21 protein-coding genes are annotated in these 26,722 nt (G+C 72.2%); 8 read left to right on the top strand and 13 right to left on the bottom strand.

From position 1 onward, the window contains the following. Nucleotides 1-25 precede the first annotated feature (25 nt). The 3 genes from RKE29_RS08555 to RKE29_RS08545 all read right to left on the bottom strand — a co-directional run bounded on the left by RKE29_RS08555 (nt 26) and on the right by RKE29_RS08545 (nt 3,823). Complete coding sequence (locus RKE29_RS08555; protein WP_312004476.1) at nt 26-1,018, bottom strand: FKBP-type peptidyl-prolyl cis-trans isomerase; 993 nt, start codon at nt 1,016-1,018, stop codon at nt 26-28. Between the two features lie 174 nt (nt 1,019-1,192). Beyond that, on the bottom strand, nt 1,193-2,554 hold the full coding sequence (pafA, locus tag RKE29_RS08550; protein WP_312004475.1) for a Pup--protein ligase: 1,362 nt from the start codon (nt 2,552-2,554) through the stop codon (nt 1,193-1,195). A 9-nt stretch (nt 2,555-2,563) separates the two neighbouring features. Beyond that, entirely contained in the window at nt 2,564-3,823 is a 1,260-nt protein-coding gene (locus RKE29_RS08545; RefSeq protein ID WP_312004474.1) for an MFS transporter, read from the bottom strand. A gap of 126 nt (nt 3,824-3,949) precedes the next feature. Here RKE29_RS08545 and RKE29_RS08540 point away from each other — a divergent pair, with 126 nt between their 5' ends. Continuing rightward, the gene (locus RKE29_RS08540; RefSeq protein WP_312004473.1) at nt 3,950-5,035 is read left to right on the top strand and encodes a LacI family DNA-binding transcriptional regulator; all 1,086 of its coding nucleotides are present in this window, start codon (nt 3,950-3,952) and stop codon (nt 5,033-5,035) included. Between the two features lie 380 nt (nt 5,036-5,415). On the opposite strand, the gene prcA is transcribed toward RKE29_RS08540, so the two are convergent. The 5 genes from prcA to arc form a co-directional block, all read right to left on the bottom strand. Beyond that, nucleotides 5,416-6,213, bottom strand: coding sequence for a proteasome subunit alpha (gene prcA / locus RKE29_RS08535; RefSeq protein WP_312004472.1), 798 nt, complete (start codon nt 6,211-6,213; stop codon nt 5,416-5,418). Between the two features lie 51 nt (nt 6,214-6,264). Beyond that, nucleotides 6,265-7,110, bottom strand: coding sequence for a proteasome subunit beta (gene prcB / locus RKE29_RS08530; protein ID WP_312004471.1), 846 nt, complete (start codon nt 7,108-7,110; stop codon nt 6,265-6,267). Between the two features lie 112 nt (nt 7,111-7,222). Then, on the bottom strand, nt 7,223-7,441 hold the full coding sequence (locus tag RKE29_RS08525; RefSeq protein ID WP_312004470.1) for a ubiquitin-like protein Pup: 219 nt from the start codon (nt 7,439-7,441) through the stop codon (nt 7,223-7,225). Nucleotides 7,442-7,588: 147 nt separating this feature from the next. Then, nucleotides 7,589-9,100 (bottom strand): depupylase/deamidase Dop, encoded by a 1,512-nt coding sequence (gene dop / locus RKE29_RS08520; RefSeq protein WP_312004469.1) that lies wholly within the window; start codon nt 9,098-9,100, stop codon nt 7,589-7,591. 274 nt (nt 9,101-9,374) lie between these two features. After that, nucleotides 9,375-11,141 (bottom strand): proteasome ATPase, encoded by a 1,767-nt coding sequence (arc, locus tag RKE29_RS08515; RefSeq protein WP_312004468.1) that lies wholly within the window; start codon nt 11,139-11,141, stop codon nt 9,375-9,377. A gap of 252 nt (nt 11,142-11,393) precedes the next feature. Between arc and RKE29_RS08510 the strand changes: the two genes are divergently transcribed. After that, nucleotides 11,394-11,690, top strand: coding sequence for a ferredoxin (locus RKE29_RS08510; RefSeq protein WP_312004467.1), 297 nt, complete (start codon nt 11,394-11,396; stop codon nt 11,688-11,690). A gap of 154 nt (nt 11,691-11,844) precedes the next feature. Here RKE29_RS08510 and RKE29_RS08505 read toward each other — a convergent pair whose 3' ends face one another. From RKE29_RS08505 to RKE29_RS08495, 3 genes are all read right to left on the bottom strand, one after another. After that, nucleotides 11,845-12,384: a hypothetical protein gene (locus RKE29_RS08505; protein WP_312004485.1), complete on the bottom strand. Its 540-nt coding sequence runs from the start codon at nt 12,382-12,384 to the stop codon at nt 11,845-11,847. Between the two features lie 355 nt (nt 12,385-12,739). After that, the gene (locus tag RKE29_RS08500) at nt 12,740-13,633 is read right to left on the bottom strand and encodes a tRNA (adenine-N1)-methyltransferase (protein ID WP_312004466.1); all 894 of its coding nucleotides are present in this window, start codon (nt 13,631-13,633) and stop codon (nt 12,740-12,742) included. Between the two features lie 112 nt (nt 13,634-13,745). After that, entirely contained in the window at nt 13,746-14,987 is a 1,242-nt protein-coding gene (locus tag RKE29_RS08495; protein WP_312004465.1) for a site-2 protease family protein, read from the bottom strand. A gap of 82 nt (nt 14,988-15,069) precedes the next feature. Here RKE29_RS08495 and RKE29_RS08490 point away from each other — a divergent pair, with 82 nt between their 5' ends. Together RKE29_RS08490 and RKE29_RS08485 are read left to right on the top strand one after the other, a co-directional pair. Beyond that, the gene (locus tag RKE29_RS08490) at nt 15,070-15,984 is read left to right on the top strand and encodes a RecB family exonuclease (RefSeq protein ID WP_312004484.1); all 915 of its coding nucleotides are present in this window, start codon (nt 15,070-15,072) and stop codon (nt 15,982-15,984) included. A 196-nt stretch (nt 15,985-16,180) separates the two neighbouring features. Then, a complete protein-coding gene (locus RKE29_RS08485; protein ID WP_312004464.1) occupies nt 16,181-16,852 on the top strand; it encodes a response regulator transcription factor in 672 nt (223 codons plus the stop codon). Nucleotides 16,853-16,895: 43 nt separating this feature from the next. On the opposite strand, the gene RKE29_RS08480 is transcribed toward RKE29_RS08485, so the two are convergent. Together RKE29_RS08480 and metH are read right to left on the bottom strand one after the other, a co-directional pair. After that, nucleotides 16,896-17,597, bottom strand: a complete 702-nt coding sequence (locus RKE29_RS08480; RefSeq protein ID WP_312004463.1) for an HAD family phosphatase — start codon at nt 17,595-17,597, stop codon at nt 16,896-16,898. A gap of 222 nt (nt 17,598-17,819) precedes the next feature. Next, nucleotides 17,820-21,344, bottom strand: coding sequence for a methionine synthase (gene metH, locus RKE29_RS08475; RefSeq protein ID WP_312004462.1), 3,525 nt, complete (start codon nt 21,342-21,344; stop codon nt 17,820-17,822). Between the two features lie 241 nt (nt 21,345-21,585). On the opposite strand from metH, the gene RKE29_RS08470 reads away from it, so the two are divergent. The 4 genes from RKE29_RS08470 (at nt 21,586) to RKE29_RS08455 (ending at nt 26,620) form a co-directional block, all read left to right on the top strand. Next, complete coding sequence (locus RKE29_RS08470) at nt 21,586-22,350, top strand: IclR family transcriptional regulator (RefSeq protein WP_312004461.1); 765 nt, start codon at nt 21,586-21,588, stop codon at nt 22,348-22,350. 224 nt (nt 22,351-22,574) lie between these two features. Continuing rightward, a complete protein-coding gene (locus RKE29_RS08465; protein ID WP_312004460.1) occupies nt 22,575-23,366 on the top strand; it encodes an MIP/aquaporin family protein in 792 nt (263 codons plus the stop codon). 47 nt (nt 23,367-23,413) lie between these two features. Continuing rightward, the gene (gene glpK, locus RKE29_RS08460) at nt 23,414-25,003 is read left to right on the top strand and encodes a glycerol kinase GlpK (protein WP_312004459.1); all 1,590 of its coding nucleotides are present in this window, start codon (nt 23,414-23,416) and stop codon (nt 25,001-25,003) included. Between the two features lie 3 nt (nt 25,004-25,006). Continuing rightward, entirely contained in the window at nt 25,007-26,620 is a 1,614-nt protein-coding gene (locus RKE29_RS08455) for a glycerol-3-phosphate dehydrogenase/oxidase (protein WP_312004458.1), read from the top strand. Nucleotides 26,621-26,722 lie beyond the last annotated feature (102 nt).

The following is a 26,722-nucleotide window of genomic DNA, read 5'->3' as shown; positions in this document are numbered from 1 at the left end:
GGGCAACCTGGACAGTCTCGCAGATTCACAGAAGCGCGAGGATGTCGACGGAGTACACCAGCGTGGCGTTGCCGGGCACGCCCTGGTAGCCGTCCTTGCCGTAGCCGAGCGAGGGCGGGACGACGAGCAGCACCCGGCTGCCCACCTTCTTGCCCGTCAGGCCCTGCGCCCAGCCCTTGACGCCGACCCGCTGGAGGTAGAGGGCGGTGGGCCGGCCCCCGGCGTAGCTGGAGTCGAACTCCTTCCCCCCGTCCCACAGCAGGCCGCGGTACTGGACCAGCACGCCGTCGGTCTCCTTGACCTTCGGGCCGTCGCCCTCGATGACGTAGTCCGCGACGAGCTTCTTCGGCGGGTCGGCCCGGGGCACGGTGATCGACGGGGGCCTGCCGTCGGACTTGGTGCCGACCCGGGGCAGGGCGGGGTCGGACTGGCGTACGGTACGGCCCTTGGCCGCGTCCTTCTCCGTGAAGACGTGGACGATGTCGACCACGAACACCAGGGTGTCGGTGCCCTGGATGCCGCTCTCCGGCCGGCCGTCCTCGCCGTACCCGAGCTCGGGCGGGATGGCCAGCTCGACCCGGCTGCCCTCCTTCTTGCCCACCAGTCCCTGGTCCCAGCCCTGGATGACCTGGCTGACGCCGATCTGGAAGACGGACGGGCGGCCCCGGTCGTAGGAGTTGTCGAAGACCTTGCCCGTCGACCAGATCTGGCCGAGATAGTTCACCTGGGGGAAGGTGCCCGCGCCCACGGCCGTGCCGCTGCCCGGGATGAGGGTCCTGACCGCGAGGTTCCCGGACGGCTTGCCCGTGCCCTTGGCGACCGTCGGCTTCTGGCCGAAGCCGGTCCCCGCGGTGACCTCCGGCAGCGGCCCGGACACGATCGTGGCCTTGGGCGGGGAGCTGGGGCTCTCGGTCCCGGCGGAGGGCGAGCCCCGGTCGGAACCTGACGAGTCGTCGCCGCAGCCCGCGAGGGAGAGCAGGCCGACCGGGGCGGCAAGGAGCAGGGAGCGTCGGCGCACGAGGGTCCTCGATCGGTCAGGGCCGTGGATCAGCCCGGCACGGGCGGTTCGCGCCACTCTACGACGTGCCGGAGCCCCGTACGCGAACCGCACGGGGCCCCGGCGTCGTCGTCCGCCCGGTCCACGCCGGTCCGCGAAGGACCGGCGGACCGGCGTGGACCGGCGTGAACCGGCTCACATGCCGGCGATCAGCTTCTCGACCCGGTCGTCCACCGACCGGAACGGGTCCTTGCACAGCACGGTGCGCTGTGCCTGGTCGTTGAGCTTCAGGTGCACCCAGTCGACGGTGAAGTCGCGGCGCTGCTCCTGAGCGCGGCGGATGAAGTCGCCGCGCAGCCGGGCGCGCGTGGTCTGCGGCGGCACCGACTTGCCCTCGAAGATCTTCAGGTCGTTGCACACCCGGGCCGCCTGGCCGCGCTTCTCCAGCAGGTAGTACAGCCCGCGGCGGCGGTGGATGTCGTGGTAGGCGAGGTCTATCTGGGCGATCCGCGGGTGCGACATGGTGATGTTGTTCTTGGCGCGGTACCGCTCGATGAGCCGGTACTTCATCACCCAGTCGATCTCGGTGTCGATCCGGTCCAGCTCCTCGGTGCGGATGGCCTCCAGCGTACGGCCCCACAGCTCCAGCACGCGGTCGACGGTGCCCTTGCGGATGCCGCGGCGCTCGCAGAAGTCGACGGCCTTCTCGTAGTACTCCTGCTGCACCTCCAGGGCGGACGCCTCGCGCCCGCTGGCCAGGCGCACCTTCCGCTGCCCGGTGATGTCGTGGCTGACCTCGCGGATCGCCCGGATGGGGTTCTCCAGGGTCAGGTCGCGCATCACCGTGCCCGCCTCGATCATGCGCAGCACCAGGTCGGTGGCCCCGACCTTGAGCAGCATGGTCGTCTCGGACATGTTGGAATCGCCGACGATGACGTGCAGGCGGCGGTAGCGCTCGGCGTCGGCGTGCGGCTCGTCGCGCGTGTTGATGATCGGCCGGGAGCGGGTCGTCGCGGAGCTGACCCCCTCCCAGATGTGCTCGGCGCGCTGGCTGACGCAGTAGACGGCGCCCCGTGGGGTCTGGAGCACCTTGCCCGCGCCGCACAGCAGCTGCCGGGTCACCAGGAACGGAATGAGAATGTCGGCCAGACGGGAGAACTCCCCGTGCCGCGCCACGAGATAGTTCTCGTGGCAGCCGTAGGAGTTGCCGGCCGAGTCGGTGTTGTTCTTGAAGAGGTAGACGTCGCCCGCGATTCCCTCCTCGTGCAGGCGGCGCTCGGCATCCACGAGCAGTCCTTCCAGAATGCGCTCGCCCGCCTTGTCGTGGGTGACCAGCTCGGTCACGCTGTCGCACTCGGGCGTCGCGTATTCCGGGTGCGAGCCCACGTCGAGATAGAGGCGGGCACCGTTGCGCAGGAAGACATTGCTGCTGCGGCCCCAGGAGACGACACGGCGGAACAGGTAGCGCGCCACCTCGTCAGGAGACAGCCGACGCTGTCCCCTGAAAGTGCACGTGACGCCGTACTCGTTCTCCAGTCCGAAAATGCGGCGGTCCATGCCTGAACATTACGCCTGATGGCCAGCTCTGAAACCGGGTCTGACGGCCCCATTGTGATCATTTTCGGCTGGAAGTTCACCCGTCGTCCGGGTTGCGGTCACCGAGAGGTGCCGCTGGGCGGCCACCAGGACGAGCAGGGAGACGGCCCCGCCGGCCGCCGGAAGGGTGAAGCCGGCGGACACGCCGCCGAGGTCGACGGCCGGTCCGGCCAGCGCCGCGCCCGCCGCGTTGCCGACGCCGAAGGTGGTCACCAGCCACGAGAACGCCTCGGTGACGGTGCCGCGCGGCGCGTGCCGGTCGATGACGACGAAGGCGCAGGCCAGGGCCGGTGCCAGGAACACGCCGGACAGGCCGGCGAGCGCGGTCATGGCGGCGACGCCGGGCACCAGGGCCAGCGGCACGTACCCGAGCGCCAGGGCGCCCACCAGCAGCCGCAGGCGCACCTCGGGCGCCCCGGCCCACGGGCGTACCCCGTAGACCAGCCCGCCCAGCAGCGCGCCGCCGCCCAGGGCGGACAGCAGCCCGCTGGAGACCGCGCCGCCGCCGTGCCCGTCGGCGTACGCGACGGCGGCCACGGCGATCGAGCCGAGCGCGACGCCGACGAAGAAGAACGCCCCGACCAGGACCAGGATGCCGGGCGAGCGCAGCGCGCCGAGCCAGTGCGCCTCGCGCGGCGCCGACCGCCACCGCCGGGAGGGCGGTGAGAGCAGCACGGACGCGGCGCCCAGCAGGCCGATCACGTTGATCACCACCACGGCGGCCGCCTCCGACCAGGTGAGCACCAGCAGCGTGACCAGCAGCGGGCCGGTGGCGAACATCACCTCCTGGGCCACCGCGTCCAGCGCGTACGCCGTGTGCACCCGGTCCTCGCGGCCCAGGACGGACGGCCACAGGGCCCGCAGGCCGCCCTCCAGCGGCGGCGTGAACAGGCCGGCGACGAGCACGGCGGCGAACGCCAGGGGCAGCGGGCGCAGCCCGACGAGCGCGAACAGGGCCATGGCCAGCGCGGACACCACGGCGGCGGGCGCCATCACGCGCGGCTGTCCGTAGCGGTCCACGGCCCGGCCGAGCAGCGGCTGGCCCGCGGCGTTGCCCACGGCGTAGACGGCGGACAGGGCGCCGGCCAGCGGGTAGCCGCCGCCCTCGGAGCGGGTGAAGAGCACGATGGCCAGCGCCGCCGTCGCGTTCGGCAGCCGCCCGACGAGCGTGCCGACCAGCAGGCGCGCCGCGTGGCGGGTCCGCAGGAGCGCTCCATAGCCCGCCGCCATCGCCTGCCCCCTTCCCGGACCCGCCGGGCCCGGAGTTTTACGTATAACGAACGTCTGCCATACGTACCATGGCACCCGATCGCGGGTCCACCGGGTTGCGGCGGGCCGGGAAGGGCGGCGGAGGCGATGGGCACCAGTGCGGGCCGCGGCGGGCCCGGAACCTCCGCCGCGCCGCCGCCGCGGCCGGGCCCGGACGGCGCCGGGGCCGCGCGGCCCACCAGCCGGGATGTCGCGCGGGCGGCGGGCGTGTCGCAGGCGACCGTCTCCCTCGTCCTGGGCGACAAGTGGGCGGGCCGGGTGTCGGAGCGTACGGCGGACGCGGTGCGCGCCGCCGCCCGGGAGCTGGGCTACCGCCCCAACCTCGCCGCGCGCAGCCTGCGGCTCGGCCGTACCAGGACCGCTCTGCTGGTGGTGCCGTCGGTGACGGCCGAGTTCTTCGCCGGGGTCTACACCGGGGCCGCGCGCGCCGCGGGCGACCGGGGCTTCGGCGTGGTGCTCTACCCCTCGCCGGGCGGCACCGGCCCGGCGCGCGACCCGTTCGACCCGGCGCGGGCGTCCATCGACGGCGTGATCGCCTCGTCCATGGCGGCCGGGGCGCTGGCGGCGGTGCGCGGCGGCGGCCTGCCGCTGGTGATGCTCGACAGCGGCCCGGGCGACCCGGCCGCGGCCGCGACGGTCAACTTCGACGCCGGCGACGGCCTCCGGCAGGCGGCGCGGCACCTGCTGGGCCTGGGTCACCGCCGCCTGGCCCACCTCGCGGCGGACGTGGACTCCTGGACGTTCCGGGAGCGGGCCCGGGCCCTGGCAGAGGAGGCGCGCGGCGTCCCGGGCGCCGGCGTACGGACCGAGCGCACGGCGCTGAGCGTCGACGCCGGGCGCCGGGCGGCCGAGCGGGCCCTCACCGGCCCCGGCCCGGACCCGCGGCCCACGGCGCTCGTGTGCGACGACGACGTGCTCGCCGCGGGCGCCTGCAAGGCCGCGCGGCGACTGGGGCTGCGCGTGCCGCAGGACGTGTCGGTGACGGGGGTCGGCGACCTCGCGCTGGCGACGGCCGTGGAACCGGAGCTGACGACGGTGCGGCTGCCCGCCGAGGCGGTCGGCGCGGCGGGCATGCGCGCGCTGATGGCCGTGCTGGACGGCGGGGCGGCGGACGACACGACGCTGCCGGTGCGGCTCGTGACCCGCGGCTCCACCGGCCCGCCGGGCGGGTGACGGCCCGCAGTGCCCGGGTTACGGGTCCGCGGCGGCCGGTACGGGCCCGGGGTGCGGCATGGCGCCGCACGGGCGGCCCGGAGGACGTGGCGCACGGCGGCGCACGGCGGGCCGGACGCGCGCGGGTGCGGGCCGCGCACGCGGGCCCGGCGCGGCAAGCCCGGCCGCGCCCCTGGCGGGCAGACGGAAACCGCCGGGGCCGGTATCCCGTGCCCGGCCGACGGCGCGCCGCCCACGGACCGGCCACAGGACGCGCCGCCGGCCGGGCACGGGGAGACGTACGCCCGATGGCCGGAAAGCGCCGTCCGCGCGAGGGACCGGGTCGTGCTCCGTGCCCCGCCGGAGCCGCCCGCCGGGGCACGGGGCACGACCGGGCCCGGCTACTCCTCCGAGGCCGACGGCCCCTCGTCCGACGAGCTGTCCTCGGACGAGGACGCCTCCGTCTCGCCCTGCGCCGCGGACTCCTCGGCGGATGTCCCGGCCGACTCCAGCAGCCGCGAGAGCTGGCCGCCGAGGACGCGCTTGAACTTGCGCTTCTGCGGCCGCGTGCGGTCCAGCACCGCCACTTCCAGCTGCTCGGCGGTCAGCGTGCGCTCGCCGCCGTTGTTGTCCCGGGCCAGGGACTCGATGGCCAGTTGCAGGGCCTCGGCGAGGGTGAGGCCGTCGCGGTGCCGCTGGCCGAGGTAGCTGCTGATCTGGTCGGAGTTGCCGCCGACCGCGACCGAGCCGTGCTCGTCCACGATGGAGCCGTCGTGCGGCAGCCGGTAGATCTGGTCGTCCTCGGGGCTGTCGCCGACCTCCGCGACGATCAGCTCGACCTCGTACGGCTTCTCGGCGGCGCTGGAGAAGATGGTGCCGAGCGTCTGCGCGTAGACGTTGGCCAGGCCGCGGGCGGTGACATCCTCGCGGTCGTAGGTGTAACCGCGCAGGTCGGCGTAGCGCACGCCGCCGATCCGCAGGTTCTCGAACTCGTTGTACTTGCCGACCGCGGCGAAGGCGATCCGGTCGTAGATCTCACTGACCTTGTGCAGCGCGCGGGAGGGGTTCTCGGCGACGAACACGATGCCGTCGGAATACTGCAACACGACCACGCTGCGGCCCCGCGCGATGCCCTTGCGGGCGTACTCCGCGCGGTCGGCCATGGCCTGCTGGGGAGATACGTAGAACGGCGTCGTCACCGGCTATCCGTGCCTTTCTGTCAATACGTGTGCGGTCCCCACGGTCGTGCCTCACAGCAGGGCGGCTCGCGGGCCGTCCGGCTGTTCGAGCCGCCGCTCGTGGATGGCACGGACGATCTCGGACACCTCGGTCTCGGAAAGCCTCTTGAAGCCGTCCTCGCTGATCACCGTGACGATCGGGTAGATCCGCCGGGCCAGGTCCGGCCCGCCGGTCGCCGAGTCGTCGTCGGCCGCGTCGTACAGCGCCTGGACCACGGCGGTGGCGGCCTGGTCCTCGGCGAGGTCGTCGCGGTACAGCTTCTTCAGGGCGCCGCGCGCGAAGAGGGAGCCGGAGCCGGTGGCCGCGAAGCCGAGCTCCTCCGACCGGCCACCGGTGACGTCGTAGGAGAAGATGCGGCCCTTGCCGCGGTCCAGGTCCCAGCCGGCGAACAGCGGCACCACGGCCAGGCCCTGCATGGCCATGCCCAGATTGCCGCGGATCATGGTCGACAGCCGGTTGGCCTTGCCCTCCAGGGACAGCGTGGTGCCCTCGACCTTCTCGAAGTGCTCAAGCTCCAGCTGGAAGAGCTTGACCATCTCGACGGCGAGGCCGGCGGTGCCCGCGATGCCGACCGCGGAGTACTCGTCCGCGGGGAAGACCTTCTCGATGTCGCGCTGCGAGATCAGGTTGCCCATCGTGGCGCGCCGGTCGCCGGCGAGCACCACGCCGCCGGAGAAGGTGACCGCGACGATCGTCGTGCCGTGCGGGGCCTGGACGGCACCCTCCACGGGCGGCAGCGGGCGGCTGCCGGGCAGCAGCTCGGGCGAGTGTGCGGCGAGGAAGTCCATGAACGACGAGGAGCCGGGCGTCAGGAAGGCAGCCGGCAGACGCCCTGTGCTACGAGTGTTGGCTTCCACACGTTTCCTTCCACGAGATCTTGAAACACTGCACGGACCTTACCCCTGGCCGGGGAAGTCATCCGTCCTGCGCCCCGCGGTCGCGAGGGGCGCAGGACGGACGGCCGGCGCCCTACTCTCCGCCCTTCTGGACGAAGGAGCGCACGAAGTCCTCCGCGTTCTCCTCCAGGACGTCGTCGATCTCGTCCAGCACGGAGTCGACATCGTCCGACAGCTTCTCGTGCCGCTCCTTGATGTCCTCCGCGGCCTGCGCGTCCTGCGCCTGCTCCTCCACCTCCTCGGTGGAGCGCGACGCCCTCTGCTGTCCGCCGCCGCTGTCCTTGGTCGCCATCTAGCTCACCCCGCTCGGTTCGACGTACAAGATCAGACCCTACAAGGCGGGTCCGACATCGGCCTCGTAGTTGCTACAACGTCCGAGAGCCATTCCCATGATTCCCGGATCGCCGTTCTTCCAGACTCGTCTCACCCTACGGACAGGTCATCCGCCGGACAGCACCCTGACCAGCTCTTCCGCGGTGCGGCAGCGGTCCAGCAGCTCCTTGACGTGGGCGCGCGTGCCGCGCAGCGGCTCCAGCGTGGGGACCCGCTGGAGGGAGTCGCGGCCCGGCAGGTCGAAGATCACCGAGTCCCACGAGGCCGCGGCCACGTGCTCGGCGTACTGCTCCAGGCAGCGGCCGCGGAAGTAGGCCCGGGTGTCCTCCGGGGGGCTGCTCTGGGCCCGCACCACGTCCGCCTCGTCCAGCAGCCGCTTCATCCTGCCGCGGCCGACCAGGCGGTTGTACAGGCCCTTCTCGGGGCGCACGTCGGCGTACTGGAGGTCCACCAGGTGCAGCCGGGCGGCGTCCCAGTCCAGGCTGTCGCGCCGGCGGTAGCCTTCGAGCAGCTCGCGCTTGGCGACCCAGTCCAGCTCGCCGGACAGGCTCATCGGGTCGCGCTCCAGCCGGTTCAGCACGTCCTCCCAGCGGGTGAGGACGTCCAGGGTCTGCTCGTCGGCGTTCGCCCCGAAACGGTCCTCGACGTACTTGCGGGCCAGCTCGCAGTACTCCATCTGGAGCTGTACGGCGGTGAGCGCCCGGCCGCTGCGCAGCGTGATCAGGCGGCGCAGCGTCGGGTCGTGCGAGACCTGGTGCAGGGTGCGCACCGGCTGGTCCACGGCCAGGTCCACGGCGATGAAGCCGTCCTCGATCATGGACAGCACCAGGGCGGTGGTGCCCAGCTTGAGGTAGGTCGAGATCTCGGACAGGTTCGCGTCACCGATGATCACGTGCAGCCTGCGGTACTTCTCGGCGTCGGCGTGCGGCTCGTCACGGGTGTTGATGATGGGGCGCTTGAGGGTGGTCTCCAGGCCGACCTCGACCTCGAAGTAGTCCGCCCGCTGGCTGATCTGGAAGCCGTGCTCGTGCCCGTCCTGGCCGATGCCGACGCGGCCGGCGCCGGTGACGACCTGGCGGGAGACGAAGAACGGGGTCAGGTGCCGCACGATGTCCGAGAAGGGAGTCTCCCGCTTCATCAGGTAGTTCTCGTGCGTGCCGTAGGAGGCGCCCTTGTTGTCGGTGTTGTTCTTGTACAGGTGGATGGGCTGGGCGCCGGGCAGCTGGGCGGCGCGCTCGGCCGCCTCGGCCATGATCCGCTCCCCCGCCTTGTCCCACAGGACGGCGTCGCGCGGGTTGGTGACCTCGGGCGCGGAGTACTCCGGGTGGGCGTGGTCCACGTACAGCCGCGCGCCGTTGGTCAGGATCACGTTGGCCAGACCGATGTCCTCGTCCGTGAGCTGACTGGCGTCCGCCGACTCGCGCGCGAGGTCGAAGCCTCGGGCGTCCCGCAGCGGGTTCTCCTCCTCGAAGTCCCAGCGGGCGCGGCGCGCCCGGTGCATCGCCGCCGCGTAGGCGTTGACGACCTGGGATGAGGTGAGCATGGCATTGGCGTTCGGGTGGCCGGGAACGGAGATCCCGAACTCCGTCTCGATGCCCATTACTCGCCGTACGGTCATGCGGCCCTCCTTGCCCGGCGACGCCCCGCGGTGGGGTCGGCGCTCAAGTACCGCTGCGCTTCCGGTCCGTGCGAGGCCCCCGATCCCCCACACCGCGGAGCCGCGGTACCGAAGAGCCTAGAACGGCTATGCGGCGCTGGGGAGATCATTTCAGTCATTGCTCTGGTCCGGCTCGTAGGGACGGAACTGGGTCCGAAACGCGCATCCGGCCGCGGACGCCCCGCCCCCGCCTTCGGCGGGGGACCGCTGGGACATCCGCAGCCGGACAGCGGTGCTACAGGTACTGACCAGTGTTCGCCACCGTGTCGATCGAGCGACCGGTGTCCGCGCCCTGCTTGCCGGTGACGAGGGTGCGGATGTAGACGATCCGCTCGCCCTTCTTACCGGAGATCCGGGCCCAGTCGTCCGGGTTGGTCGTGTTGGGCAGGTCCTCGTTCTCCTTGAACTCGTCCACGCAGGCGGCGAGCAGGTGGGAGACGCGCAGGCCCTTCTGGTTGTGGTCCAGGAAGGCCTTGATCGCCATCTTCTTGGCCCGGCCCACGATGTTCTCGATCATCGCGCCGGAGTTGAAGTCCTTGAAGTACAGGACCTCCTTGTCACCGTTGGCGTAGGTGACCTCCAGGAAGCGGTTCTCCTCCGACTCGGCGTACATGTGCTCGACGACGGACTGGATCATCGCCTCGACCGTCCCCTTCGGCGACCCGCCGTGCTCGGAGAGGTCCTCCGCGTGCAGCGGCAGCGACTCGGTGAGGTACTTCGAGAAGATGTCCTTCGCCGCCTCCGCGTCCGGGCGCTCGATCTTGATCTTCACGTCGAGGCGGCCGGGCCGCAGGATCGCCGGGTCGATCATGTCCTCGCGGTTGGAGGCGCCGATGACGATCACGTTCTCCAGGCCCTCGACGCCGTCGATCTCGGAGAGCAGCTGGGGAACGATGGTGTTCTCCACGTCCGAGCTGACGCCGGAGCCGCGGGTGCGGAACAGGGAGTCCATCTCGTCGAAGAAGACGATGACCGGCGTGCCCTCGCTCGCCTTCTCCCGGGCCCGCTGGAAGACCAGGCGAATGTGCCGCTCGGTCTCGCCGACGTACTTGTTCAGCAGCTCGGGGCCCTTGATGTTGAGGAAGAAGCTCTTCCCCGCGGGCTTGCCGGTGACCTCGGCCACCTTCTTGGCGAGGGAGTTGGCGACCGCCTTGGCGATGAGGGTCTTGCCGCAGCCGGGCGGGCCGTACAGCAGCACGCCCTTCGGCGGGCGCAGCTGGTGCTCCTTGAACAGGTCGGGGTAGAGGTACGGGAGCTCGACGGCGTCGCGGATCAGCTCGATCTGGTTGCCCAGGCCACCGATCTTGGTGTAGTCGATGTCCGGGACCTCTTCGAGGACCAGCTCCTCGACCTCGCTCTTGGGCACGACCTCGTAGACGTAGCCGGAGCGGGGTTCGAGCAGCAGGGCGTCGCCGGGGCGGATGGTGGCGTCCAGCAGCGGCTCGGCGAGCCGCACCACGCGCTCCTCGTCGGTGTGCCCTATGACCAGGGCCCGCTCGCCGTCCTCCAGGATCTCCTTGAGGGTGACGATGTCCCCGGCGCGCTCGAAGCCGTGGGCTTCCACCACGTTGAGCGCCTCGTTGAGCATGACCTCCTGGCCGGGCTTGATCTCGTCGAGGTCGATGCTCGGGCTGACGTTCACCCGGAGCTTCCGGCCTCCGGTGAAGATGTCCGCCGTGCCGTCCCCGGCCGCCTGCAGAAACACCCCGAAGCCGGCCGGCGGCTGCGCGAGCCGGTCGACCTCCTCCTTGAGGGCCACGATCTGGTCACGGGCCTCACGGAGGGTGTTGGCGAGCCGCTCGTTCTGCGCGGACACGCCCGCAAGGTTGGTCTGCAACTCGACGATCCGCTCTTCGAGAATCCTCGTGTGTCGCGGAGAGTCGGCGAGCTTGCGTCGCAGGACGGCGATTTCCTGCTCTAGGTAGGCAACCTGGCCGGCTGGGTCGTCAGACCCGCGCCCCGGCCGGATGCCGCGGTTGATGTCGTCGTCGTGGGCTGCCACGGTCCTCACCTCCTCCAAGGGGAGCTGGACGCTTCCTGACCCTACCTGGGCAGGTGCGGGTTGAAACCCCTAGATCACAAACCCGGTACGCCTGTGTCCGATCTTCACCCTTGCGTACGTCCTCACGCCAGGTGAATACCCACCCAACAACATCGGAAAGCGACCGGCTGTATTGTCGGGACAGTCAACACCCGTCAGGGTTGGCGCCATTTAGTCTAAATTGGATCACTTGTCATGAAACGGGCGGGCAGCATGACGGCACAGGACGGCGGGCTCGGCGACCTGGAGGTCTGGATCGACCAGGACCTGTGCACCGGCGACGGCATCTGCGCCCAGTACGCTCCCGAGGTGTTCGAGCTGGACGTGGACGGTCTAGCTTACGTCAAGACCGCCGAGGACGAGCTGCTACAGGACAAGGGGGCCGCGGTCCGGGTGCCGCTGCCGCTGCTCAGCGAGGTCGCGGACTCCGCGAAGGACTGTCCGGGCGACTGCATCCACGTACGGCGCGTCTCGGACCAGGTGGAGGTCTACGGCCCGGACGCGGAGTGACCGCGGGACCGGCGGCCCGCTCCGGGAGCCTCGCGACCCGGGTCCGGCGGCCCGCCCCGGGCCGGGCTGGACCGCCACCGGCCGGAACCGGCCGGTCAGACGGGCCCGGCGACCGGTCCGGGTCCGGGCGGGGTGACGCACCGGGCGGGGCCGGTCAGACGCTCCCCGGCGCCCGCAGGGCGCGCAGCACGAAGCCGCCGTCCTTCCACCGCCAGCTGACCGAGCGGCGCATGTCGGGACAGCACCGCGGCACCTGGTCGGAGGAGTACCCCAGCAGGGTCGCCGACACGGTGGCCCCGCGCAGCGCCAGGCCCTGTACGCTCATGCGCTCCTTGGGGTCGAGAAAAGTCGCCACGACCCGAGGCGGCCGCGCGCCTTTTTCTGTCGTTCTCCCCGGTTTTCCGGATTTCTTGCCGCGAGGAATCGCGAGGACATAGATGCCGCTCGGCGGGGTACCGCTCTCGGCATGGCAGCGGACGACCGCCACCGTCTCGGGCCTGCCGTCACCGTCCAGGTCACCGGAGACCCGGTCCACGACGTCCAGCCGTACGGGACCGCAGTCGACCGGGTAGGCCGCGGCGTCCGCGTCGGGGGGCCGCACCGGGGCGGCGGCAGCCGAGCCGGCCCGGGCGTCCGAGGGCTGGACGGCCGCGGTGCCCGCGACGACCGCGGCGATGGCGGCGGCGGTCGCGATCCAGTGCGCCGGGCGGGAATGCGTGTGCGGATAAGCCGGGCGGGATGGCGGGAGCGATTCCGCGCGGGATGGCGGGAGCGATTCCGCGCGGGATGGCGGGAGCGATTCCGAGTCGGGTGGTGGGAGAGATTCCGGGCGGGACGGCGGGAGGGACTCAGCGCCTGCCGGTGGCTGCACGCGGGACGACTCCTGTGAGAGCTGTGGCGTCAGGGATGCCCAGCATCGTGCCACACATCACAAGCAGCCAGTGCGGAGGGTGCGGGTTTTGGCCACTCCTCCGGGGGTATGGAGGCCGCGTTCCAGCCGCCCGGCCCGCGCTCCCGGACACCCCGCCCCGGTCCCGCCGGCTCCCGCCTCAGTCCCCCCGGCTCCCCCATCCCGCGTAGTCGTCTCCGTACGCGCCCTTGGCCGGACGGCGGCGGCGCAGCGGCGGCTCCACGCCGTCCGCCAGGCGCCGGGCGGTGACCAGGAACCCGGTGTGGCCCACCATGCGGTGGTCGGGACGTACGGCCAAGCCCTCGACGTGCCAGGTGCGGACCATGGACTCCCAGGCCGACGGCTCGTTGAAGGTGCCGTGCTCGCGGATCGCCTCGACGGTCCGGGCGAGCTGGGTGGTCGTGGCCACGTACGCGCACACGATGCCGCCCGGGACGAGCGCTTTGGAGACGACCTCCAGGCACTCCCAGGGGGCGAGCATGTCCAGGATGACCCGGTCGACGTCCGTGTCGGACAGGTGGTCCTGAAGGTCGCCGACGGTGACACGCCAGGCGGGGTGCGGGCCGCCGAAGTACCGCTCGACGTTCTGGGCGGCGATCTCGGCGAAGTCCGCCCGGCGCTCGTAGGAGTGCAGCATGCCCTGGTCGCCGATGGCCCGCAGCAGGAAGGTGCTCAGCGACCCGGACCCCACCCCCGCCTCCACCACGCGCGCGCCGGGGAAGATGTCGGCCATGGCCAGGATCTGCCCCGCGTCCTTGGGGTAGACCACGGCGGCTCCGCGCGGCATGGACAGGACGTAGTCGGGGAGCAGCGGACGCAGCGCGAGATACGCGACGTTACCGGTGGTACGCACAACAGTGCCCTCGGGAGCGCCGATCAGCTCGTCGTGCGGGAAGGAGCCCTTGTGGGTGTGAAAGTTCTTCCCGGCTTCGAGCGTGAACGTGTAGTGGCGTCCCTTGGGGTCGGTGAGCTGGACCTGGTCCCCGACCTGGAAGGGCCCGCGACGGCGGGCGGCACCGGTCGGTTCGGACATGCGGACAAGCCTACCGGCCCGGCCGGCGTGCCGGTGACCCCACCGGTACGGGCCCGCGCGGGCGGCGAACCGGCGGCCGCCAGGCCGCCCGCGGCCCGGCGGGCGGCGCCGGTCAGGCGGGCGGGCGGGCCATCGCCGCCACGAACGCCCGTTCGACGTCGGCCGTCGACAGCACCCCGTAGACCTCCCCGGTCTCCTCCACGACGAGGTACTCGGTGGCCGGCGTGGCCCGCAGGGCGTCGAGCAGTTCCTCTCCGGTCAGCTCGGCCGAGACGCGCATGCCCTCCTTGAGGTCCTGCGCGAGCCCGCTGACCGGCACCCAGGGGCGGCGGTGCTCGGGAATGCCGACGATGGCCGCCTCCCGCACCACGGCGGTCGGCGTGCCCTGGCCGTCGACCACGACGAGCGCGCGGGCCCCCGCCTCGTTCGCGCGGCGCAGCGCCTCCGACAGGGGCGTGTCCGCGCCCACCGGAACGGCCCGCCTGGTGAGCGTACGGGCGCGCAGCTCGGGCAGGCGCTCGCGCAGCCGGGCCATGCGCAGGCTGTTGCCGGCGCCGGTCCAGATGATCGCGGCGAGGATGGCGGCGAGCAGCGCGTCGGTCACCGAGTCGACCGTGCCGAAGCCCTCGTAGTCGTCGCCGAAGCCGCCCGCCTGGGTGACCAGCGGCAGGCCCACCAGCACCGCCACGGCCAGCGCGCGGCCGGTCCAGGCGGCGGCGACCGTACCGGTCATGGGCCTGCCGCTGATCTTCCAGACCACCGCGCGCAGCATCCGGCCGCCGTCCAGGGGCAGGCCGGGCAGCAGGTTGAAGGCGGCGACGATGAGGTTGGAGATCATCAGGCCGGCCAGCAGCACGCCCGGCACGGTGCCCGGCTCGACGGTCAGCATGCCCAGGTAGAACAGGCCGGACAGGACCAGGGACAGCAGCGGGCCGACGAAGGCGAGGACGAACTCCCGCCCGGGCGTCTCCGACTCCTTCTCGATCTCGGAGACGCCGCCGAAGAACTGGAGCTGGATGCGGCGCACCGGCAGCTTGAAGCGCAGCGCCGCGACCGTGTGGGCCAGCTCGTGGACGAGGACGGACGCGTAGAAGGCGACCGCGAAGAAGAGCGAGACCAGGTAGCGGGCGGCGCCCAGCTCGGGCAGCACGCGGTCGAGCTGGTCGCCGAAGACCCAGGTGATCAGGGCAGCGACCAGGAACCAGCTCGGCGCGACGTAGACCGGGACACCGAACGGGCGGCCCATGAGGAAACCGCCGCCCACGTCACGGGGCCGCTGCGGCCTGTCGGTCCGGGGCCGGGTGGTGCGGTCCGCGCCCCCGCTGCCGGACTGCCGCTTCCCGCTGTTGTCCACGGTGTCCCCTCGTCGGATACGTCCCCTCGCACCCTGGTCGGCGCGGTCCCACGATCATGCAGTGCGAGGGCCCTTGACGTCGATGGTATGCCGCCCGTTGTCAGTGGCGGGCCGTAGGGTCTTGGCCATGGAGACGACCACGGGGACGCCCGGGCGGGCCGCGAGGGTGCCCGGGCCCGCGAAGCCGGACTCGCTGTCGCCGTCGCGCGCGGCTGACTTCATGCGGTGCCCTCTGCTGTACCGCTTCCGTGTGATCGACAAGCTGCCGGAGAGACCCAGCCCCGCGGCGGCGCGGGGCACGGTGGTGCACACGGTGCTTGAGCGGCTGTTCGACGCCCCGGCCGCCGAGCGGACCGCGCCGACCGCCCGGGCGCTGGTGCCGGGCGCGTGGGAGCGGCTGCTGGCGGAGCGCCCGGAGCTGGCGGAGCTGTTCGCGCGGGAGGACGGCACGGTGGACCCGGAGCGGCTCGCGCCCTGGCTGGCGGAGGCGGAGGCGCTGGTCGAGCGGTGGTTCGAGCTGGAGGACCCGACGCGCCTGGAGCCGGCCGAGCGCGAGCTGTACGTGGAGACGGTGCTGGACTCGGGCCTCACGCTGCGCGGCTACATCGACCGGGTGGACGTGGCGCCGACCGGGGACGTGCGGATCGTCGACTACAAGACCGGCAAGGCGCCCGCCCCTCAGTACGCGGCGGAGGCGCTGTTCCAGATGAAGTTCTACGCACTGGTGCTGCGCAGGCTGCGCGGGGCGGTGCCGCGGCGGCTGCAGCTGGTGTACCTGGGCAGCGGGGACGTCCTGACGTACGACCCGGACGAGACGGATCTGCACGCCGTGGAGCGCAAGCTGCTGGCGCTGTGGGAGGCGATCCGGGCGGCGACGCGGACCGGGGACTGGCGGCCGCGGCCGACGCGGCTGTGCGACTGGTGCGACCACCGGGCGCTGTGCCCGGAATTCGGCGGCACTCCCCCGCCGTACCCGTTGGAAACAGGCGTCGTGTGAGGGCTGGGAGAAGGGAGGCCGCGCGCAGCGTCGATTGAGGGTGGTGGTGGGTGACGGGACCAGCACAGGGGCCGCACAGCGTCGATTGAGGGTGGTGGTGGGTGACGGGACCAGCACAGGGGCCGCACAGCGTCGATTGAGGGTGGTGGTGGGTGACGGGAGGGCAGAATAGGCGGCGTCTAGCGAAGGAGATTCCGTGGCGATCCGCGTCCTACTGGTGGACGACCAGCCGCTGCTGCGCACCGGCTTCCGCATGATCCTCGAAGCCGAGCAGGACCTCGCGGTCGTCGGTGAGGCGGGAGACGGTCTGCAGGCCCTGGACCAGGTGCGGGCGCTCCAGCCCGACGTGGTGCTGATGGACATCCGGATGCCGCGGATGGACGGCGTGGAGGCGACGCGGCAGATCACCGGGCCGGGGCGGGACGGGCCCGCGAAGGTGCTGGTGCTGACCACGTTCGACCTGGACGAGTACGTGGTGGAGGCGCTGCGCGCCGGGGCCAGCGGCTTCCTGCTGAAGGACGCCCCGGCCACCGAGCTGGTGCAGGCGATCCGGGTGGTGGCGGCGGGCGAGGCGATGCTGGCGCCGAGCGTCACCCGGCGGTTGCTGGACAAGTACGCGGGCCACCTGCCGTCGGGCGAGGAGCCGGTGCCGGACACGCTGCACACGCTCACCGAGCGCGAGGTGGAGGTGCTGAAGCTGGTCGCCCGGGGGCTGTCGAACGCGGAGATCGCCGCGGACCTGTTCGTCAGCGAGACGACCGTGAAGACGCACGTGGGGCACGTGCTGACCAAGCTGGGCCTGCGCGACCGGGTGCAGGCGGCGGTGTACGCGTACGAGAGCGGGCTGGTCCGCCCCGGGGCGCAGTAGGAGCGCCGCCGGGGCGGGCGCGGGCGGCCGACGCGGCGCGCGGTCAGCCGCGCGCGGTGACCAGCGTGTGCAGGAACGGCAGGTCGACCTCTTCCAGTGAGCGGACGACCGTGCGGGTCGGGGCCGGGTCGATGGGCACCACCGACGGTACGGCGAGCACCTGGCAGCCGGCCGCCTCCGCGGCCGCCACCCCGGTGTGCGTGTCCTCGATGACGACGCACCGCGCCGGGTCGGCGCCCAGACCCGTGGCGGCCAGCAGGTAGGGGTCGGGGTGCGGCTTGGTGCGCGCCACCTCGTCGCCCGCGACCGTCAGGTGGAAGTACTCCGCGCCGACTGACCGCAGCACGCGGTCGATGACGCTGCGGTGGGAGGCGGAGACCAGCGCGGTCGGGATCTCGTGGGCGGCCAGCTCGGCCAGCAGCCGCCGCGCGCCCGGCAGCATCGGCACCTGGCCGTCGATCAGCTCGGCGAAGCGGGCGTTGAGCAGGATGGTCAGCTCGGCGAGGGGGATGTCGGCGCCGGTGGCCTCGATGAGGTACGAGGCACTGCGGGACATCGGACCGCCGACGACCACCTCCCGGTGCTCCTCGGCGAGCACGTGCCCGAGATCGGCGAAGATGCCGACCTCCGCGTCCCACCAGATGCCCTCGGTGTCCACCAGGGTGCCGTCCATGTCGAGCAGGACGGCCTGCAGGGCGGAGCCCTTGGCCATGCGGCTGTCGACGGCGGGGATGCTGCTGGTCATCCATGCACCTCCGTAAGGGGGACGCGTCCCCCGACAGGGGACGCGAAGGCCGGCCGCTTCTTTCCGGGAACCCATGGGTTCCCGGGGCGAGGCGACCGGCCTCTACCGGATCAGCCAGTGTACGACGGCTGGGCGCGGAGCGCGCCGCGCTGTGTTCGGCGTCACCTGCGCCACGGCCCGGACCAGCGCTTTTCCTGGCCTGCTGGCCAGTCCTAAAGCGGCTCAGCGGGCGTTGAAGTACTTGGCTTCCGGGTGGTGGATGACGATCGCGTCGGTGGACTGCTCGGGGTGCAGCTGGAACTCCTCGGACAGCTTCACGCCGATCCGCTCCGGCCGCAGCAGTTCGGCGATCTTCGCACGGTCCTCCAGGTCGGGGCAGGCGCCGTAGCCGAGGGAGAAGCGCGCGCCGCGGTACTTGAGCGCGAACATGTCCGCCATGTCCTCGGGGTCCTCGCCGACGAAGCCCAGCTCGGCGCGGACACGCGCGTGCCAGTACTCGGCGAGGGCCTCGGCGAGCTGCACGGACAGGCCGTGCAGCTCCAGGTAGTCGCGGTAGGAGTCGGCGGCGAACAGCTCGGCGGCGGCCTCGCCGATCCGGGAGCCGACGGTGACGACCTGGAGTCCGACCACGTCGGTCTCGCCGGAGTCCTCGGAGCGGAAGAAGTCGGCCAGGCACAGGCGGCGGCCGCGGCGCTGGCGCGGGAAGGTGAAGCGGGTGCGCTCGCTGCCGTCGTCGTGCAGCAGGATGAGGTCGTCGCCCTTGGACACGCAGCGGAAGTAGCCGTAGACGACGGCCGCCTCCAGCAGGTTGTCGGTGCGCAGCCGGTCGAGCCAGGCGCGCAGCCGGGGCCGGCCCTCGGTCTCGACCAGCTCCTCGTAGCCGGGCCCCTCGCCGGTACGGGCCTCCCGCAGGCCCCACTGCCCCTTGAACAGCGCGCCTTCATCCAGCCACGACGCGTAGTCGGCCTGCTGGATGCCCTTGACGACCCGGGTGCCCCAGAAGGGCGGCTCGGGCACGGGGTTGTCGGTGGCCACGTCGGAGCGGGCGGGCGCCTCGGGCTCGGACTCGCGGACCGCCACGCCGCGCCGGGGGACGCGGCGCTGCCTGAGCTCGGGCAGGGTGGCGCCGGGCACGCCGCGCTTGACGGCGACGAGGGCGTCCATCAGGCGCAGGCCCTCGAAGGCGTCGCGGGCGTAGCGGACCTCGCCCTCGTAGATCTCGTGCAGGTCCTGTTCGACGTACGCGCGGGTGAGGGCGGCGCCGCCGAGGATGACGGGGAACCGGGCGGCCAGCTTGCGCTGGTTCAGCTCCTCCAGGTTCTCCTTCATGATCACGGTGGACTTCACCAGCAGCCCGGACATGCCGATGACGTCCGCCCGGTGCTCCTCGGCCGCCTCCAGGATCGCGGAGACGGGCTGCTTGATGCCGAGGTTGACGACGTTGTAGCCGTTGTTGGACAGGATGATGTCCACGAGGTTCTTGCCGATGTCGTGCACGTCGCCGCGGACGGTGGCGAGCACGATGGTGCCCTTGCCGGCGTCCTCGCCGTCGGCGACCTTCTCCATGTGCGGCTCCAGGTAGGCCACCGCGGTCTTCATCACCTCGGCGGACTGCAGGACGAACGGCAGCTGCATCTGCCCGGAGCCGAACAGCTCGCCGACGACCTTCATGCCCGCCAGCAGCGTGTCGTTGACGATGTCCAGGGCCTTACGGGTGGTCAGGGCCTCGTCGAGGTCGGCTTCCAGGCCGTTCCGCTCGCCGTCGATGATCCGCCGCTGCAGCCGCTCCTCCAGCGGCAGGGCGGCCAGCTCCTCGGCCTTGCCCGCCTTCATCGACTTGGCGGTGGCGCCCTCGAACAGGGCCATCAGCTTCTGCAGCGGGTCGTAGCCCTCGGCGCGCCGGTCGTAGATCAGGTCGAGGGCCGTGGTCACCTGCTCCTCGTCGAAGCGGGCGATCGGCAGGATCTTCGACGCGTGCACGATCGCCGAGTCCAGGCCCGCCTTGACGCACTCGTCCAGGAAGACGGAATTGAGCAGGATGCGGGCGGCCGGGTTGAGGCCGAAGGAGATGTTCGACAGGCCGAGGGTGGTCTGTACGTCGGGGTGGCGGCGCTTGAGTTCGCGAATGGCCTCGATGGTGGCGACGCCGTCCTTGCGGGACTCCTCCTGGCCGGTGCAGATGGTGAAGGTCAGGCAGTCGATGAGGATGTCGGACTCGTGCACGCCCCAGGTGCCGGTCAGGTCGGCGATGATCCGCTCGGCGACGGCGACCTTCTTCTCGACCGTACGGGCCTGGCCCTCCTCGTCGATGGTCAGGGCGATCAGGGCGGCGCCGTGCTCGACCGCCAGCCGGGTGACCCTGGCGAAGCGGGAGTCGGGGCCGTCGCCGTCCTCGTAGTTGACCGAGTTGATGACCGCCCGGCCGCCCAGCTTCTCCAGGCCGGCCTGGATGACGTCGACCTCGGTGGAGTCCAGCACGATGGGCAGCGTGGAGGCGGTGGCGAAGCGGCCGGCCAGCTCCCGCATGTCGGCCACGCCGTCCCGGCCGACGTAGTCCACGCACAGGTCCAGCATGTGCGCGCCCTCGCGGATCTGGTCGCGGGCCATCTCCACGCAGTCGTCCCAGCGGCCGGCCAGCATGGCCTCGCGGAACTTCTTGGACCCGTTGGCGTTGGTGCGCTCGCCGATGGCCAGGTACGAGGTGTCCTGCCGGAACGGGACGGTCTGGTAGAGCGAGGCGGCGCCGGGCTCGGGGCGCGGGTGCCGCTCCGTCGGCGTGACCCCGTTGACCCGCTCCACCACCTGGCGCAGATGCTCGGGCGTCGTACCGCAGCACCCCCCGACCAGGGACAGTCCGTAGTCGCGTACGAAGTTCTCTTGGAAGTCCGCCAGTTCGGGCCCGCTAAGCGGGAAGTACGCGCCGTCCCTGGTCAGCACTGGCAGGCCCGCGTTCGGCATGCACATCAGCGGCGTACGCGAGTGGCGGGCCAGATAGCGCAGGTGCTCGCTCATCTCGGCCGGGCCTGTCGAACAGTTCAGGCCGATCAGATCGATACCGAGCGGCTCCAGAGCGGTCAGTGCCGCACCGATCTCCGAGCCGAGCAGCATGACGCCCGTGGTCTCGAAGGCGAGCGAGCAGATCAGCGGCACGTCCACGCCCAGGGCGTGCATCGCGCGGCGCGCGCCGATCAGACTGGACTTGGTCTGGAGCAGGTCCTGCGTAGTCTCCACGATCAGGGCGTCCGCGCCGCCGGTGATCAGGCCCTCGGCGTTTTTCTGATAGCCGTCGCGCAGTACGTCATAACTGACGTGGCCGAGCGACGGCAGTTTGGTGCCCGGACCGATCGAGCCGAGGACCCAGCGCTGGCGGCCGTCCTGGGCACCGAACTCATCAGCGACCTCTCGGGCGATCCGGGCGCCCGCCTCGGACAGCTCGAAGATCCGGTCGGCGATCTCGTACTCACTCGCCGCCGAGTGGTTTGAGCCGAAGGTGTTGGTCTCCACGCAGTCCACGCCCACGTCGAAGTAGGCCCGGTGGACCGAGCCGACGATGTCGGGGCGGGTGACGTTGAGGATTTCGTTGCAGCCCTCCAACTGCTGGAAGTCCTCCATCGTGGGGTCCTGCGCCTGGAGCATGGTGCCCATGGCTCCGTCGGCGACCACGACGCGGGTGGCGAGTGCCTCGCGGAGCGCGGCGACCCGGTCGGCGGGGGCGGCGGGGGCGGACGAAGGCGTGTGCGAGGCCATGGAAGAACTCCCTGGAGGTGCGACGGCTGTCGGCTTTACGCCTTCCCGTGGAAGGCGTACCTGGCCAGGGTAACGGGCGAGAGTGTCCGGAAGCCGGGTGTTGCGCATGGCGGTCGCGCCGCCATGCGGCTCAGGCGGGTCAGGCGCGGGCGGCCGCCGTCGGCCGGGACGGTGTCGCGCGGTCGGCAAAGGCCGATAGTGTTCAGCATTGTCGAACTTGATCTCGCCGGGAGGTTGCGCGATGGCACGGACCATCCAGTCGCTGGAGCGCGCGGCCGCGATGCTGCGCCTGCTGGCGGGCGGCGAGCGGCGCCTGGGCCTGTCCGAGATCGCCTCCTCGCTCGACCTGGCCAAGGGCACCGCCCACGGCATTCTGCGCACCCTCCAGCGGGAGGGCTTCGTCGAGCAGGACACGGCGTCGGGCCGCTACCAGCTGGGCGCCGAGCTGCTGCGGCTGGGCAACAGCTACCTGGACGTCCACGAACTGCGCGCCCGCGCCCTGGTGTGGGCGGACGACCTGGCCCGTTCCAGCGGGGAGAGCGTGTACCTGGGCGTGCTGCACCAGCAGGGCGTGCTCATCGTGCACCACGTCTTCCGGCCCGACGACAGCCGCCAGGTGCTGGAGGTCGGCGCCATGCAGCCGCTGCACAGCACGGCCCTGGGCAAGGTGCTGTCCGCGTACGACCCGGTGGCGCGCGCCGAGGCCGCCGAGGCGCGGCGCGAGGCGTTCACGCCGCGCACGGTGACCGGCCTGGACGCGTTCGAGAAGGTCCTCGACCTGACCCGGGCGCGCGGCTGGGGCGCGGACGTGGAGGAGACCTGGGAGGGCGTCGCGTCGGTGGCCGCGCCCATCCACGACCGGCGGCGGATGCCGGTGGGCGCGGTGGGGGTCACGGGGGCCGTGGAGCGGGTGTGCGCGGCCGGCGAGCTGCGCGCGGAGCTGGTGGCGGCGGTGCGGGACTGCGCCCGGGCGGTGTCCCGGGACCTGGGTGCGAGCCGCTTCTGAGGGGCCGGAGCCCGGGCCGTTCCGCGGGAGTGCGCGGACTCTTGACGTCCCCTTCACCGTGGAGAAAACTGCCGTTCGTCGGTCGGCATTGTCGAACATCTGACGACAATATGCGCTAGGGTGGACGCCGCTGCGGGCCGACCAACGCCCTCCTCACGAGGGTGCGGACCACCGGTGGCATCCGGGGTTCGCCGTTCCCCCGGACCGAGACAAAGGAGTCACGGGTGTCCAGCTCCGACATCGTCACCGGCGAGATCATCGGCACCGCCGTGCTGATCCTGCTGGGCGGCGGCGTGTGCGCCGCCGTCACCCTGAAGCGCTCGAAGGCCCAGGGCGCCGGGTGGACCGCCATCGCCTTCGGGTGGGCCTTCGCCGTGCTCACCGCCGCGTACATCTCCGCCCCCCTCTCCGGCGCGCACCTCAACCCCGCCGTGACCCTCGGCCTGGCCATCCAGGGCAGCACCGAGTGGAGCGACGTGCCCTGCTACCTCGTGGGCCAGCTGGCCGGCGCCGTCCTCGGCGCGGGGCTGGTCTGGGCCGCCTACCTCGGCCAGTTCCAGGCCCACCTCACCGACCCCGCGGTCGTGGAGTCCCCGATCGGCCGCGAGGGCATGGTGGACAAGGCCGCCGCACCCGCCGCCGGACCGGTGCTGGGCGTCTTCTCCACCGGCCCGGAGGTCCGCAACGCCGCTCAGAACCTGATCACCGAGGCCATCGCCACCGCCGTCCTGGTCCTCGCCATCCTGACCCAGGGGCTGAACAACAACGGCGACGGACTCGGCCCCGTCGGCGTGCTGGTCACCGCGCTCGTCGTGGGCGGCATCGGATTCTCCCTCGGCGGCCCGACCGGCTACGCCGTCAACCCGGCGCGCGACCTGGGCCCGCGCATCGCCCACGCCCTCCTGCCGCTGCCCAACAAGGGCGGCTCGGACTGGGGTTACGCCTGGATCCCCGTGGTCGGCCCTCTCGCCGGGGGAGCCCTCGCGGGCGGAATCTACGAACTGGCCTTCGCCTGACCCGCCCGCCCCGCCGCCACCGAACCGAGACAGGAGAGCAGCACACCATGACCGACACCCACGGCACAGGCAGCCCCGCCCCCGGCCAGGGGGCACCTTCCCACGGCCAAGGGGCACCTTCCCACGGCCAAGGGCCGTTCATTGCGGCCATCGACCAGGGCACCACCTCCAGCCGCTGCATCGTCTTCGACCGCGACGGGCGCATCGTCTCCGTCGACCAGAAGGAGCACCGGCAGATCTTCCCCAAGCCCGGCTGGGTCGAGCACGACGCCACCGAGATCTGGGAGAACGTCCAGCACGTCATGGACCAGGCCATCGCCAAGGCGAAGATCACCTCCGCCGACGTACGGGCCATCGGCATCACCAACCAGCGCGAGACCACCCTGCTGTGGGACCGGACCACCGGCGAGCCGGTGCACCACGCCATCGTCTGGCAGGACACCCGCACCGACGCCCTGTGCCGGGAGCTGGGCCGCAACGTCGGGCAGGACCGCTTCCGCCGGGAGACCGGGCTGCCGCTGGCCTCCTACTTCGCCGGGCCCAAGATCCGGTGGCTGCTGGACAACGTGCCGGGCCTGCGGGAGCGCGCCGAGGCGGGCGAGATCCTGTTCGGCACCATGGACTCCTGGGTGATCTGGAACCTCACCGGCGGCGTCGACGGCGGCGTGCACGTCACCGACGTCACCAACGCCTCCCGCACCCTGCTGATGAACCTGCACACCCTGGACTGGGACGAGCGGATCCTGTCCTCGCTGGACGTGCCCGCCGCGCTGCTGCCCGAGATCCGGTCCTCCTCCGAGGTCTACGGCACCACCGCGCGCGGCGTGCTGGCGGGCGTGCCCGTGGCCTCCGCCCTCGGCGACCAGCAGGCCGCGCTGTTCGGGCAGACCTGCTTCGCCGAGGGCGAGGCCAAGTCGACGTACGGCACCGGCACGTTCCTGCTGATGAACACCGGCGGCAAACCGGTCAACAGCTACAACGGCCTGGTCACCACCGTCGGCTACCGCATCGGCGACGAGCGCCCGGTGTACGCGCTGGAGGGCTCCATCGCCGTCACCGGCGCGCTGGTGCAGTGGATGCGCGACCAGATGGGGCTGATCAAGAGCGCGGCCGAGATCGAGACCCTGGCCAGCTCGGTGGAGGACAACGGCGGCGCCTACGTCGTGCCCGCCTTCTCCGGCCTGTTCGCCCCGTACTGGCGCTCCGACGCGCGCGGCGTCATCGCGGGCCTGACCCGCTACGTCACCAAGGCGCACCTCGCGCGCGCCGTGCTGGAGGCCACCGCCTGGCAGACCCGCGAGATCGTCGACGCCATGACCAAGGACTCCGGCGTCGAGCTGGCCGCGCTGAAGGTCGACGGCGGCATGACCTCCAACAACCTGCTGATGCAGACCCTCTCCGACGTGCTCGACGCGCCCGTGGTCCGCCCGATGGTCGCCGAGACCACCTGCCTGGGCGCCGCCTACGCCGCGGGGCTGGCCGTGGGCTTCTGGCCCGGCACGGACGCGCTGCGCGCCAACTGGCGCCGGGCCGCCGAATGGACTCCCCGGATGGCAGCGGACGTCCGGGCCCGCGAGTACGGCAACTGGCTGAAGGCCGTGGAGCGGACGATGGGCTGGACCGACAACGAGGAGTAAGCAATGACCACCCCGCGAAGCGTCCCGCCCCTCGGGACGCACCCGGCCGCCGGACCCCACCCGGGCCGCGCGCAGACCCGGGACCGGTTGTCGGGCGCTACGTACGACCTGCTGGTGATAGGCGGCGGCATCCTGGGTATCTCGGTCGCCTGGCACGCGGCGCAGTCGGGCCTGCGGGTGGCCGTGGTGGACGCGCGCGACTTCGCGGGCGCCACCTCCTCCGCCTCCTCCAAGCTGCTGCACGGCGGCCTGCGCTACCTCCAGACCGGCGCGGTGCGGCTGGTGGCCGAAAACCACTTCGAGCGCCGCGCGGTCAGCCGCGACGTCGCCCCGCACCTGTCCAACCCGCTCACCTTCTACCTGCCGGTCTACAAGGGCGGCCCGCACAGCGCCGCCAAGCTCGGGGCGGGTGTCTTCGCGTACACCGCGCTGAGCGCCTTCGGCGACGGCGTGGGACGGGTCATCAGCCCCTCCCGGGCCGCGCGGGAGGTGCCCGAGCTGCGCACCGAGAACCTGAAGGCGGTCGCCGTCTACGGCGACGACCAGATGAACGACAGCCGCATGGCTCTGATGGCCGTGCGCGCGGCCGTCGAGGCGGGGGCGACCGTACTGAACCACGCCGAGGTGGTGGGCCTGCGGTTCACCGGCGGCCGGGTCACGGGCGCGGACCTGAAGGACCGGGTGGACGGCACCGAGTTCGGCGTGGACGCGCGGCTGGTGCTCAACGCCACCGGCCCGTGGGTGGACCGGCTGCGCGCCCTGGAGGACCCGGGCGCGGCCCCGAGCATCCGGCTGTCGAAGGGCGCGCACCTGGTCCTGCGGCGCACCTCGCCGTGGAACGCGGCGCTGGCCACCCCGGTCGACAAGTACCGCATCACCTTCGCCCTGCCGTGGGAGGACCACCTGCTGCTCGGCACCACCGACGAGGGCTACGAGGGCGATCCGGCCGACGTGGCGTGCACCGAGCGGGACGTCGCGCAGATCCTGGACGAGGCGGCGCTGTCCGTGCGCGACGGGCAGCTGGACCGGGGGCTGATCACCTACGCGTTCGCGGGGCTGCGGGTGCTGCCCGGCGGTCCCGGCGGCACGGAGAAGGCCCGGCGCGAGACGGTCGTCACCGAGGGCCGCGGCGGCATGCTGTCCGTGGCGGGCGGCAAGTGGACCACCTTCCGGCACATCGGCCGCATGGTGATGAACAAGCTCGCCGAGCTGCCCGGGCGCCCGCTGGCCGAGGACATGGAGCCGGTGCGGCGGCTGCCGCGGCGGATGCCGCTGCCCGGCCTGTCCAGCCCGGTCGCGGTGGCGCACCGGCTGCTGGCCGAGGGCCGCGCGCCCGGCCCCGGCATGGCCGAGGACACCGCCCGCCACCTCGCCACCCACTACGGCTCGCTGTCCTTCGACATCGCCCGCCTGGCGGCCGGCGACCCGGCGCTCGGCGAGCGGGTCCACCCCGACGCCCCGGAGATCTGGGCGCAGGTGGTGTACGCCCGGGACCACGAGTGGGCCGAGACCGCGGACGACGTGCTGCGCCGCCGTACGACCCTGACGATCCGCGGTCTGGACACGCCGGCCGTCCGGGCGCGCGTGGCGGACCTGCTGCGCGACCGCGCCGCCTGAGCGGCCGTCACGTTCCCGGAGCCGCCGGGCGTTGGTCCGTACGGGCCGGGCGGCGCGGCTCACGGCGCCGGCGGCCGCGCGACCGCCCCGGCCCGCGCCCGG

Origin of the sequence: Streptomyces sp. B1866 (assembly GCF_031932565.1) — a bacterium.
Classification (GTDB): Bacteria; Actinomycetota; Actinomycetes; order Streptomycetales; family Streptomycetaceae; genus Streptomyces.
Note: the sequence above shows the minus strand (reverse complement) of the source record. Positions and strands in the feature narration are given on the sequence as shown.